This is a genomic window from Marinomonas sp. 63XJN7_7_ISO-PGPR-S23-202, from assembly GCF_056173505.1.
Genome location: NZ_CM149677.1, coordinates 4,821,020 through 4,834,456 on the forward strand (window position 1 = coordinate 4,821,020; position 13,437 = coordinate 4,834,456).

At 45.7% G+C, this 13,437-nt stretch carries 8 protein-coding genes and 1 rRNA gene; 3 read left to right on the plus strand and 6 right to left on the minus strand.

Features of this window, described 5'->3' with window-relative positions; genetic code table 11:
• Nucleotides 1–315: 315 nt before the first annotated feature.
• From AC0VYG_RS22215 to AC0VYG_RS22225, 3 genes are all read right to left on the minus strand, one after another.
• Nucleotides 316–1,852: ribosomal RNA gene (locus AC0VYG_RS22215) — 16S ribosomal RNA — on the minus strand.
• Between the two features lie 441 nt (nt 1,853–2,293).
• The gene (sfsA, locus tag AC0VYG_RS22220) at nt 2,294–3,016 is read right to left on the minus strand and encodes a DNA/RNA nuclease SfsA (RefSeq protein ID WP_475430047.1); all 723 of its coding nucleotides are present in this window, start codon (nt 3,014–3,016) and stop codon (nt 2,294–2,296) included.
• A gap of 106 nt (nt 3,017–3,122) precedes the next feature.
• A complete protein-coding gene (locus AC0VYG_RS22225; protein ID WP_475449881.1) occupies nt 3,123–3,248 on the minus strand; it encodes a hypothetical protein in 126 nt (41 codons plus the stop codon).
• 327 nt (nt 3,249–3,575) lie between these two features.
• Here AC0VYG_RS22225 and AC0VYG_RS22230 point away from each other — a divergent pair, with 327 nt between their 5' ends.
• Nucleotides 3,576–4,709, plus strand: coding sequence for an MFS transporter (locus AC0VYG_RS22230; protein ID WP_475430048.1), 1,134 nt, complete (start codon nt 3,576–3,578; stop codon nt 4,707–4,709).
• Nucleotides 4,710–5,116: 407 nt separating this feature from the next.
• Here AC0VYG_RS22230 and guaA read toward each other — a convergent pair whose 3' ends face one another.
• Together guaA and guaB are read right to left on the minus strand one after the other, a co-directional pair.
• Nucleotides 5,117–6,694 (minus strand): glutamine-hydrolyzing GMP synthase, encoded by a 1,578-nt coding sequence (gene guaA, locus AC0VYG_RS22235; protein ID WP_475430049.1) that lies wholly within the window; start codon nt 6,692–6,694, stop codon nt 5,117–5,119.
• A gap of 126 nt (nt 6,695–6,820) precedes the next feature.
• The gene (guaB, locus tag AC0VYG_RS22240; protein WP_475430050.1) at nt 6,821–8,287 is read right to left on the minus strand and encodes an IMP dehydrogenase; all 1,467 of its coding nucleotides are present in this window, start codon (nt 8,285–8,287) and stop codon (nt 6,821–6,823) included.
• A 93-nt stretch (nt 8,288–8,380) separates the two neighbouring features.
• Between guaB and xseA the strand changes: the two genes are divergently transcribed.
• Complete coding sequence (xseA, locus tag AC0VYG_RS22245) at nt 8,381–9,742, plus strand: exodeoxyribonuclease VII large subunit (protein ID WP_475430051.1); 1,362 nt, start codon at nt 8,381–8,383, stop codon at nt 9,740–9,742.
• On the opposite strand, the gene AC0VYG_RS22250 is transcribed toward xseA, so the two are convergent.
• Nucleotides 9,739–11,667, minus strand: a complete 1,929-nt coding sequence (locus AC0VYG_RS22250) for a methyl-accepting chemotaxis protein (RefSeq protein ID WP_475430052.1) — start codon at nt 11,665–11,667, stop codon at nt 9,739–9,741. The genes xseA and AC0VYG_RS22250 overlap by 4 nt on opposite strands.
• Nucleotides 11,668–12,100: 433 nt before the next feature.
• Between AC0VYG_RS22250 and AC0VYG_RS22255 the strand changes: the two genes are divergently transcribed.
• Entirely contained in the window at nt 12,101–13,396 is a 1,296-nt protein-coding gene (locus tag AC0VYG_RS22255) for an MFS transporter (protein WP_475430053.1), read from the plus strand.
• Nucleotides 13,397–13,437: the final 41 nt, after the last annotated feature.

A 13,437-nucleotide genomic window follows, 5' to 3' on the forward strand; every position in this document is an offset into this window, starting at 1 on the left:
TACTTAAGTCACATACCAAAGAGCTTTTGTCTCTCTCTGGATTTACGATATTAGATCGTCACCCTCTCATCAGAAGGAAATAAGATGAGAAAAGTGCAATCCACCGGTTTGACGCTTGATTATCGTCTATTTCAAAATTCGAATTGTTAAAGAGCAAGTTTAGTGCAAAGCACTAAGTCAGAAACTAAAATGCATCTCATCACTCACCCAAAGGCGGAATGTGCTGCTTTAGCGTCTTGCTTAGGACTTTATCCTAATGCTTTTAAGATAGGGATCAGATAATTTGTGTGAACGCTCACCAAGCCTTCTATCGTTTAAGGAGGTGATCCAGCCCCAGGTTCCCCTAGGGCTACCTTGTTACGACTTCACCCCAGTCATTGACCACTCCGTGGTAAACGTCCCCCCTAAGGTTAGACTATCTACTTCTGGAGCAATCAACTCCCATGGTGTGACGGGCGGTGTGTACAAGGCCCGGGAACGTATTCACCGTGACATTCTGATTCACGATTACTAGCGATTCCGACTTCATGGAGTCGAGTTGCAGACTCCAATCCGGACTACGACGTACTTTTTGGGATTCGCTTACTCTCGCAAGTTCGCTGCCCTCTGTATACGCCATTGTAGCACGTGTGTAGCCCTACTCGTAAGGGCCATGATGACTTGACGTCGTCCCCACCTTCCTCCGGTTTGTCACCGGCAGTCTCCTTAAAGTTCTCGGCATTACCCGCTAGCAAGTAAGGATAAGGGTTGCGCTCGTTACGGGACTTAACCCAACATTTCACAACACGAGCTGACGACAGCCATGCAGCACCTGTCTCACAGTTCCCGAAGGCACAAACACATCTCTGCGTTCTTCTGTGGATGTCAAGAGTAGGTAAGGTTCTTCGCGTTGCTTCGAATTAAACCACATGCTCCACCGCTTGTGCGGGCCCCCGTCAATTCATTTGAGTTTTAACCTTGCGGCCGTACTCCCCAGGCGGTCTACTTATCGCGTTAACTGCGCCACTAAGTCATTACAACCCAACGGCTAGTAGACATCGTTTACGGCGTGGACTACCAGGGTATCTAATCCTGTTTGCTCCCCACGCTTTCGCACCTCAGTGTCAGTATCAGTCCAGGATGTCGCCTTCGCCACTGATGTTCCTTCCTATATCTACGCATTTCACCGCTACACAGGAAATTCCACATCCCTCTACCGTACTCTAGCCTGCCAGTATCCGGTGCCATTCCAAGGTTGAGCCCTGGGGTTTCACATCAGACTTAACAAACCACCTACGCGCGCTTTACGCCCAGTAATTCCGATTAACGCTCGCACCCTCTGTATTACCGCGGCTGCTGGCACAGAGTTAGCCGGTGCTTCTTCTGGAGCTAACGTCAAAATACTTGGCTATTAACCAAGCACCCTTCCTCACTCCTGAAAGTGCTTTACAACCCTAAGGCCTTCTTCACACACGCGGCATGGCTGGATCAGGGTTCCCCCCATTGTCCAATATTCCCCACTGCTGCCTCCCGTAGGAGTCTGGGCCGTGTCTCAGTCCCAGTGTGGCTGGTCATCCTCTCAGACCAGCTAGAGATCGTCGCCTTGGTGGGCCTTTACCCCACCAACTAGCTAATCTCACGCAGGCTCATCTAATAGCGGAAGGTCCGAAGATCCCCTCCTTTCCCCCTAAAGGCTTATGCGGTATTAGCATGCGTTTCCACATGTTGTCCCCCCCTACTAGGCAGATTCCTACGCGTTACTCACCCGTCCGCCGCTCGTCAGCAGGAGCAAGCTCCCCTGTTACCGCTCGACTTGCATGTGTTAAGCCTGCCGCCAGCGTTCAATCTGAGCCATGATCAAACTCTTCAGTTTAAAAGCTTGCTCACTCAAATTCTTACACTAACAATAACTTAATCGATCCATCATCAAAAATGACAAATCAACATAAAGCGAATTGACGTGTTTGACTCTCGTAAGACTTCAATTTTTTTGATCGCTCAGCGCCTCACTCAGTAAACTAAGCAAAACCCTGTCGATCTTCTGAAGGTCTCAGCGAGCGCCCACACAAATTATCTGATTATCTATTTTAAAGAGCGTCTGACGTGTTATCGTTCGGCTTGATTAGCCTGTTGTTTCAGCTAAGGGGCAAAGCGTTGTTTGCGTTGCCGTCCGTGTCAGTGGGTGCGTATAATACATCCTAGAATTTTGAGCGCAAGTACTTTTTTAGGTTTCCGATGATTTTATTTTATAAAGTCTAAAATCGTTCAATAAGCCAACAAAAAAGCAAAAATCTAGCTTAAAACTAAGCCAATATCACACATCAAGTCGTTCAGGCATTACCACTGGAAGTTGACGCTCGATTTTCATCGACTGCGGGCTTACCTCAACTTGATAGGCAATAACCTCCACGCCCTTTGCAACCACTTCGATAAAAGCTTGTGCATACTTCTTATCAATATGTGCAGCGGGTGTCACAGAATCGATTCCAGTATGACTCACACAGAAAAACATTACTGCACGATGTCCCTCTTCAACCATCTGTGCCAGTTCGTATAGATGCTTACGCCCCCGATCTGTTACCGCATCTGGAAAGTAGCCCCTTCCATCTTCTTCTAATAACGTGACATTCTTCACTTCTACATAGCACTTACGGCCGTCCTCACCCGTAAGTAACCAATCGATTCGGCTGTTTCCGCCATATTTCACTTCCGCTTTTTGCTCAGCGTAACCAGCAAGTTCTTTCACCACACCATTAGTAATGGCTTCGCCCACCAGCTTATTTGGATAGCCAGTATTGATACAAGCCAAATATTGATTATCAACTTCTACCAGCTCCCAGGTATAAGCCAACTTGCGCTTAGGGTTATCACTCTTAGAGAGCCAAACGCGTGCACGCTCTTGTTGGCAGCGTTTCATTGACCCCGTATTTGGACAATGGGCCACTACAACCTCGCCACTTGGCAACTCAATATCCGATAAAAAACGCTTATAACGCTTAATTAACTTTCCCTCTATTAAGGGCGTTGGAAATTTCACAACAATGCTCCAGCACTTTTTCACTATTCAACACAAACAAAAACGGCCCTCTTTACTATAAAGAGAGCCGCTTTATTAAACCATTAACACAGGAAGATTATTCCCACTAAGTCGCTTGTACAGAAGGTACACCCAGCGCATTGATAAAGTCTATGGCTTCTACCGCCATCGCTTCTCTATAAGATACGTCGATAAAGGTAGCCGCTATTGCTCGACGACAGACGAAATACAAACAGCCCCTACGTCAGCGCAAATTGAATTAGGTTCCGTTCACTCGTGAGATGGATACCAACTAGGAATTGCGTGGCAGCTCTGTGGGTAAAAAAACATAGCATTTTCTTATTCTCCCTTTATTATGACGAGCGACTGTGGTTGTTTTCGGTATTTATCCGTCAATCACCAACCGATACAGGATATAGATACCACCACAAAGGAACAGCAACATGGGCCCCATCCTCTAAATATCATTGGTATCCCACTCTTTACGACACAATAAGCCCATGCTGACTTGTACAAACAAATAAAGTTATCCACTCACTCTCTAATAAAATTTTATCTTATGAAAAAAGCTTTTTACCTTGCTGCTTTACTGTCACTTTTTAGCCCGTTAGCAATCGATATGTACCTTGGCCTTATGAGCGTCATCGAAGGTGAGTTTCATGCAAGTGCTTCGCTTACGCTATCTGTTTTTCTCTTTGGACTAGGCGTAGGGCAAATTCTATTTGGTCTGGTTAATGATAAAAAGGGATTGTCGTTCTTGATTGTATTTTCCTTGATCGGCTATATCTTAACCTCTGGCGCTATTTTCTTATTTACCGACTATCTTTCTTTGCTCATCTCTCGCTTTGGTCAAGGCGTCTTTGCAGGCGGTTTATCCTTGTCATCCATACTCTTTATTGATCGAAGCTTTCAAGGCAATGAAAAGCAAAAATACCTTGGCTACCAGCAGTCTATTATGAATGCCATTCCTGCTACGGCCCCAGCCATTGGTACTTTTTTATATGAGTTAACGGGAAGCTGGCGAGCCACATTTTTAGTCCTTTTTGTTATTGGCATAGCATTTCTATTTTGGTTATTGAGAAACCTTAGCATTATTCCTAAAAGTCACGCGACGATGAGCCAAAGAGCTTCTTTCAATAAGGATTATATTCGATACGGTATTATTTCCATATTAAGCTTAGGTGGACTTTTTACTTATGTCTCAGCATATCCTTTTGTTATTGACTCCATGGGGCTCAGTAAGCTTTTCTTTCTGATTGCCTTTGCTTTCAATGCTGTTTTTATCATATTGGGCGGCATTTTCTCTGGAAACCGCTCCAATCATTGGTCTTCGAAAAAGCTACTTACCTTAGGGATTTTATTGCAAGCCATCAGTGCCATGATCATATTTTTTAGTCATGGTTTTTATTGGCTTTCACTTTTAGGTTTTGCTATGTATTGTTTTTCCTTTCCGATTACAATTGCCAATGCTATGGCAATGAGCTTATCAGGTATTCATACAGGCCATGGAAAACTAATAGGCTATATAACATGCTTGCAAATGTGCGCTGGAGGATTAGGAGGGTATCTGGTCACAAGCCTGACCTTTTCAACGGCCATGTCTTTCGCCTTTTTATTGGCACTCTATGCGGTTATCTCCATTATCCTCATCCAAGGAAAAACACAATATACGACAGAAGTGAAGGAGCCGTAAGAATCAACTGCAGCGTGACTACTATCGGGTTTTGCTGGTAGGTACGAGACCCTATACGGTTTAGTGTTTTTCTCTCACCAACTAGGCAGCTTTTTGGGTGCATGGGCCGGTGGTGTCGTCTACGATTATTACGGATCATACGCCCCTATTTGGTGGACTGCGGTTGCGCTAGCGTTTATCTCCGCATTGATTCATCTTCCAATCAATGACAAACCAGTCCCTCGTTTAAATATGGCAACTGCGTAACGCTTAAAAGCACCTAGAATAGGATGTCGAGCTTCGATTTTCGGATTTAAAACTATCTAGTCAATGCCAGATATCTGGCCGTTAGACAACAAAAAGCCCGCTAGAAAGCGGGCTTGAGAGTGTTTATTGCTGTTCAGTGCAAGGTGTTACCTAACGCTGAATTATTCCCACTCAATGGTCGCAGGTGGCTTAGAGGATACATCGTAGGTCACACGGGAGATGTGTTCGATTTCGTTGATGATGCGACCAGAGACTTTTTCCAATAATTCGTAAGGAAGGTGTGCCCAGCGCGCGGTCATAAAGTCGATGGTTTCTACAGCACGCAGTGCGACAACGTATTCGTAACGACGGCCATCACCTACTACGCCAACGGATTTCACTGGTAGGAAAACGGCGAAGGCTTGGCTGGTTTTTTCGTACCAACCGGATTTACGCAGTTCTTCAATAAAGATGGCATCGGCACGACGAAGGATGTCGGCGTATTCTTTTTTCACTTCACCCAAGATACGTACCCCAAGACCTGGCCCTGGGAATGGGTGACGGTAAACCATGTCATAAGGAAGACCGAGCTCTAGACCCAACTTACGCACTTCGTCTTTAAACAATTCACGCAGTGGCTCAACCAATTGGAACTTCATGTCTTCGGGTAGGCCGCCCACGTTGTGGTGCGATTTGATCACATGTGCGCCACCGGTTTTAGAAGCAGCAGACTCAATCACATCTGGGTAGATGGTGCCTTGCGCGAGGAAGTCGACATCGGTCAATTTCGCCGCTTCGGTGTCAAAGATTTCAATGAAGGTATTACCAATGATCTTACGTTTTTTCTCAGGATCCGCTTCATCCGCTAATTTACCAAGGAACAGGTCTTCGGCATCAACACGGATAACTTTTACGCCCATGTTGTCGGCAAACATTTTCATCACCTGATCGCCTTCATTTAAACGAAGAAGACCATTATCCACAAACACACAGGTCAGTTGATCGCCAATGGCCTTGTGCAACAAAGCGGCAACAACAGACGAGTCCACACCACCCGATAAGGCAAGCAATACTTTACGATCACCCACTTGTTCTTGCATGCGTTCAATCGCATCTTGAGCGATGTTGGCAGGCGTCCATAGAGTGTCACAACCACAAATATCCACGACAAAGCGTGACAAAATACGACCACCCTGTAACGTATGAGTTACTTCTGGGTGAAATTGCACACCATAAAATTTCTTCGCTTCGTTCGCCATTGCAGCAATGGGGCAACTTTCGGTGGAGGCCATCAAGGTGAAATCGCTTGGCATTTCAATGACTTTATCACCGTGACTCATCCACACATCAAGCATGGCAAGACCATTATTCGCAATATGATCTTCAATGCCTTCGAATAGAGAAGGACCTTGATGTTTACGAATTTGCGCATAGCCAAATTCACGAATCTCAGAGCCTTGAACTTGACCGCCCAATTGCTCTGCCATGGTTTGCATGCCGTAACAAATACCGAAAACAGGCACCCCCATTGTGAAAACGGCTTCTGGAGCACGTGGTGAACCGGGCTCAGGAACGGATTCAGGTCCACCCGCTAGGATAATGCCCTTAGGAGCAAAGTCGATAACTTCTTGGTCTTCCATATCAAAAGCACGAACTTCACAGTAAACGCCAATTTCACGCACACGACGCGCGATCAGTTGTGTGTACTGCGAACCGAAATCAATAATAAGAATTTTATGAGCGTGGATATCTTGCGACATTGTTAGCCTGTCCTTTCCCCTCACCAGCCAAGATCAACTTCTGCAAGTAAGAGAGATTAATAATTAAGAGCAATAAATAAAGAAGGGGCGTCTTATACGCCCCATCTCGGTATCAATTTTGCAGGTCTAGCCGAGGTGATAGTTCGGCGCTTCTTTGGTGATGGTCACATCATGGACGTGACTCTCACGCATACCCGCTCCGGTGATTTTTGAGAACTGCGTTTTGGTACGCATGGTCTCAATATCAGCAGAACCAGTGTAGCCCATTGAAGAACGAACCCCACCCATCAATTGATGGATTACCGCAGCCATTGGGCCTTTTGATGGTACACGACCTTCAATACCTTCTGGCACCAATTTTTCCACACTACTGGAGTCTTGGAAATAACGGTCACTAGAGCCTTGAGTTTGTGACATGGCGCCTAAAGAGCCCATACCACGATAAGCTTTAAAAGAACGGCCTTGGAACAGAACCACTTCACCAGGGGCTTCATCTGTACCAGCAAGCAAGCCACCAACCATGATCACACTGGCACCTGCGGCAATGGCTTTTGAGATATCACCAGAAAAACGAATACCACCATCGGCGATCACAGGAATACCGCGTGGATTCATCACTTCTGCCACATTCGCCACAGCACTGATTTGAGGAACCCCCACACCAGCGACAATACGAGTGGTACAGATAGAACCAGGGCCGATACCCACTTTTACGCCGTCTGCACCCGCGTCAGCTAAGGCAACCGCCGCTTCTGCAGTGGCAATGTTACCACCGATAACCTGAATGTGTGGGAAACTCTCTTTTACCCAACGAACGCGATCAATCACACCTTTTGAGTGGCCATGAGCTGTATCCACAACAATGATGTCAACACCTGCATCCGCCAAGGCTTTGACGCGCTCAGGTGTGTCGGCACCTGTACCCACAGCTGCGCCGACTCGTAAGCGGCCTTGATCATCTTTACAAGCACTCGGGAACGTCGTGGCTTTGTTAAAGTCGGTAACGGTAACCATGCCACGCAGCTCAAACTCTTCATTCACTATAAGCACTTTTTCAATGCGATTTTCATGAAGCAACTTGCGAATAGAACCTGCTGATGCGCCTTCTAAGGCCGTCACAAGGCGCTCTTTTGGTGTCATGATGTCAGCGACGGTTTTGTCGTAATCTTTCACAAAGCGCACATCACGGCTGGTCACAATACCCACTAAATCGGTACCTTGAACAACAGGAACACTTGAAATGCTGTTTGCTGCAGTCAATTCCATTAATTCATGGACGGTGGCTTCAGGGTGAATCGTCACCAAGTCTCGGACAATGCCGCTCTCGTATTTTTTGACGCGGCGAACTTCACGAGCTTGCTCTTCAATGGTCAAGTTTTTGTGGACAATACCAATGCCACCTTCTTGTGCCAAAGCGATTGCCATGCGGTGTTCAGTGACGGTATCCATCGCAGAAGACGTTAGCGGAATATTCAGCTCAATGTCTTTTGTGATTTTCGTTTTGAGGCTAACATCCTTAGGAAGAACTTCGGAATAGCCGGGGACAAGCAATACGTCGTCAAACGTTAAAGCTTCTTGCACGATTCGTAACATAATGGGGAGTTTCCAATGCCAACTAGGGTGTTAAGATGGCAAGTAATTCTACTCCAATAGTCGCACTCGGTAAATCAAAACAACGAGAGATTGATGAAAAAATTTACAACCAGCCCGACACAAGAGACCGCCTTTACCGTCTCACAACTCAACCGCCAAATACAGCAGCTGCTTGAGGCCAGCTTGCCATGGATTTTAGTGGAAGGCGAAATCTCCAATCTAGCCAAGCCGAGTTCTGGACACTGGTATTTTTCATTAAAAGACGACCGAGCTCAGATCCGCTGCGCCATGTTCAAAGGCAAAAACAATGCGGTACGTTTCCAACCCAAAGATGGCGACATGGTACGACTGCGTGCTCGAGTCACTTTTTATGGGCCTCGAGGTGACTGCCAACTTGCCGTGGAAAGCATGGAATCCGCCGGCGAAGGTGCCCTACAACAAGCCTTTGAGCGTTTAAAGAATACGCTACAAATAGAAGGTTTATTTGATCTCAAGCACAAAAAACCACTGCCGACCAAACCTGAACGTGTGGCGATCATCACCTCCCCTGTTGGAGCAGCCGTGCGCGATATGGTGACCACGTTTCGTCGCCGTTTTCCCTTAACCGAACTCACGGTTCTACCCTCTTTGGTACAAGGGCAAGACGCAGCCCGCAATGTGCTTAAGCAACTTCGGCGCGCTGACGAAAGTGGTTACTTCGATGCCATTATTCTGGGGCGTGGTGGTGGCTCGTTAGAGGACCTATGGAGCTTTAATGATGAAACACTGGCCCGGGCGATTTTTGCCGCCAATACGCCAATTGTTTCAGCGGTGGGCCATGAAGTCGACTTTACCATCGCCGACTTTGTCGCTGACATGCGCGCAGCCACCCCTACTGCCGCTGCAGAGCTATTAAGCCCAGACCGCATGCAAATGATCCGCCAAATAGAGCAACAAGAAAGCCAACTAACGCGACGCATGTCACGCATACTGGAGCAAAACCAGCAACAGCTCGACTTTCTGACCAGGCGTATTCGACACCCCAAAGAGCGCATCGACCAGCAACAAAACCAACTCGATCAGCTAAAACGTCGATTACAACAAAGCATGCAACGTCAGATTCAGGATAACCAAACACGTTCAGACAATTTGACTCATCGTCTGGCAAAAAACAGCCCAGCACGTCGTATTGAGCAAAACAAACAGACTCTCCAAAATATGGATACACGCCTTGCTCGCGCCTTACAAAGCACATTGACCAACAAACAAACCGCCTTTGGACGGCTTGTGGAAAAGCTCAACCTTGTCAGCCCGCTAAACACTTTATCTCGAGGTTACGCCATCGCCAGCAAAGACAAGCAAGTCATACGCTCCGTGGCAGACGTTAGCAAAGATGATAAAATTGCCATCCGAGTAGAAGACGGCACCATCACTGCGAGCGTTAGCTCTAAAAGAAGAAACAGAAAAGCCCTTTAAATGCCTTTAAACAAACTCACTTTGGCTTTTAATTGTGTCATTTCATTCCCAATGGATTCCGTTGCGATTCGGCTCTGGTTGAATAAAGCTGTCGTATGCTGGCTCTGCTCGGCTAGCATAGACAGGTGATTATTAATGTCTTGCACCGCCACGCTTTGATTGTCCGCTCGTTCTAGCACTTGTTCATTCATATCAAACAACTGCTGCAAACAGTGATCCAATGACGACACCGTTTCATAGACTTTTTGTTGGCTCGATAGGGTTTCTTCACTGTGTTCGCAGGCGGTATCAATCTGATTTGTCACAAGGGAAGAGGCGCTGCGTAATTGCGTAATAATTTCTTGAATTTCTGTGGTGGACTGACTGGTACGTTGAGATAACAAACGCACTTCATCGGAAACAACGGCAAAGCCACGACCATGCTCACCAGCGCGAGCCGCTTCTATGGCGGCGTTCAATGCCAATAAGTTTGTCTGCTCAGAGATCGAGGAAATAACCTCCAAAACGGATAAAATTTTCTCGATATGCACATTTAGCTCATTCAAACTGCTTTGGCTTTGAGTCATATCCGTTTTGAGTGTCTGTAGATATTCAAAACTGTGCTCTACTTCACGATTGGCTTGTTTTAGTTCTTTATTACCCTGATGAGATAGCTCGCCCGCTTTGGCCGCCAATTCCGATACCCCGGCACTTTGTTCCGTAATATTTTGCGTCGCTGTGTAGATTTGCTCAACGGACTTCTGCTCCTCTTCAGACGCCAAAGACAGCTCATCCACCTGTTTATTTAGCCCCTCAACGGAATCATCCGTTGCCTCAACAGCATGGTTTACCGTCGTCAACGAGCTCTTAAGAGTGTTAAGTAAAAAATTAACAGCGTTGGCTAGCTCTCCAACTTCTGCTCGGTCTTTGGTAAGCACTTTATGGTTTAGATTCAAGCTTTCCGACACGGCACGAATTTCTTTGCTTATCAGTACAATCGGCTTAGTTAAAGATTCCACCACAAAGTATAACACTACTAAGGAAAGGGCAATGAGCCCAATAACCAACAACAACTTCGTGATAAGTTGTTGATAGATGGGGGATAATATTTGCTCAGAAGGTACCTCAATAACGACAAAACGATCCAGCATAGGCACCCACAACGAGCCTAGATAGTAATCTTTTCCCGAAATGGTTTTCTCGGTTATTTGGACTTGGCTTTTGTCCTGTAACAGGGAGGCAATATCGGCTTGTTTGATCAAGTTGATCGCGGGGGACTCCCCTTTAGCCTGAATAACACCTTGATCCGTCACCAGCATGGCTCGGCCGCTTTTCCCTATGGTCAGTTGTTTGACCATATCAATCAGCTTATCGACTTTAATCGCTAATCCTGCCACGACAAGAGGTTTGCCCGTTGAGGGATTCATCTCACGACTGCGGTAGTTAATATATAACTTTTGATTCTCATACTGCAGACTGAGCTCGTAGTCTTTATTTTTCGCTAAAAAATTAGGATAGAACGCTTTGTAAGGGTAATCAGCTAGAGGCGTGCGGAAAAATTTTTTATCGTAACCTAAATATTCCAAACCACTTTTCATATTGACCACATAAAATGTCGAGTCACTGCCGGATAACTGCTTAATGTTGCCTAGCTCATCCGCCACTAAAGGTAATCTTGATTCGTTTGCCCCTTTTTTTACCCAGTTGGCAATAAACTGGTCATTGGTCATTAACTTAGAGGCATTAATCAGCGGGGAAATTTGTTCGCTTATACGAGAAGAGAGACTGTGCAGTCGATTGGGCAACAACTCTTCTTTCAGTTGTTTAAGATCTGACTCCACTGAGGAACTGGCCCAAAGCCCTAATAACAAGGCCCCGATGGCGACCAACAATACAGATAACGCGATAAACATTCGACTTCTAACAGAAAGAACTTGCCAACTCATACACTATCCTTAGATACCTATATCCCTTAAACCTATTAAGCAAAGCAATCAACCATTGGTGAAACGTCATCAGAGATGAATTATTTTAACGGTTTGATACAAAACGTTACTCAGAACCATATGTTAATAGCAAATAAATGCTCATTCGTCACGTAAATTGAAGAAAATAAGATAAAATACAGCATCTTATAAGATAGAACGGGGCACCATCTTAAATAAACGAACCATTAACGTGGAACGGAACAAAGAGTAACTACTGTCATACTCGAAGACTTCAGCCCCCTCTGCAGGCAAAACGCCCCAAATATAGCCACAACTCATTTCTAAAAAAAGCAAAGATATCTTAATAAATGAATAATTGTGCAACCCTTGATGACTCCCTACTATCAAGGCTTAGCTAAATTGATTATAAAAATACTGCGGAGCCATATCCATGATGAATACGCATGTGGACGTTGATACCCCTCTCTCGAATAGAGCAATCTCTGATAAGAAACTCGTCAAGTTGGTTGTTGCCTCTTCCATTGGCAATGCGTTGGAATGGTTTGATCTTATCGCTTATGCTTTTTTTGCACGTACCATTTCTAAGCTCTTCTTCCCCACAGACAATGCCACCCTATCACTGATGTTGGCCTTGTTTGCCTTTGCCATGTCGTATTTAATTCGCCCTCTTGGTGCCATTGTCATTGGTAACTATGCCGATAAAGTTGGTCGTAAATCCGCAATGCTACTCACCATTTGGTTGATGATGGCAGGCACATTTTTGATCGCGGTGATGCCGACGTATCAAACCATTGGCCTGCTTGCACCAATCGGTATATTAGTCGCTCGTTTACTACAAGGTTTTTCCGCTGGCGGTGAGTTTGGTAGTGCAACGGCGATGTTGGTAGAACATTATCCTGAACGCAAAGGCTTTATTTCGAGCTTTATGTTTGCGAGCCAAGGGTTGAGTGGGTTGTTAGGTGCAGGATTTGGGTTGCTATTAACCACCACATTGACCACAGATCAACTTGAAGGCTGGGGGTGGCGTGTTCCTTTTATCTTTGGCCTTTTAATCGGCCCAATTGGCTTGTATATTCGCCGACATATTGAAGAGGCTGGAGAGTTTTCACAAAGCAAAGAAGAGAAAATCCCTCTCGTCGAACTGTTTGCCTCCAACAAGCTTGGCATATTACTCAACATTGGAGCCATGGTTCTGTCTACATCCGTGACTTACTCCATCATTTTCATGCCGACTTATACGACAAAATACCTTGGTCTAAGCAATTCTATTGGCTATGGTGGCACGCTAATCAGTTATACCGTACTTATGGTACTCACCCCTTTTGTGGGGATTTTATCAGACCGTATTGGCCGTACTCGCTTAATGATAACAGCAGGCTTACTCTTTTTTATTAGTGTTTGTCCTGTGTTTTTCTTACTGTCCCATCACCCAACATTGATTATGCTCGCAAGTGTTTTATTCTGGTTGAGTATTTTAAAGTCCATGTATTTTGGCGGCTTGCCTGCCTTGATGTCAGAGCTTTTCCCTACTCGAGTTCGCGCGACGGGTATGTCGCTTAGCTATAACATCAGCACCACGATATTTGGCAGCTTTACGCCCTTTCTATTGGTCTGGACGATCAGCGCAACTGGAGATGAGCTAGCCCCCAGTTATTACTTGCTCTTCACCAGTTTTATTAGCTTGATGTCGCTTATGGCAATCCGTAAGTACTTTACAATACGCTAATCCCATCATAAGGCGCCATAAAATAGGCGACGTCATAGTGA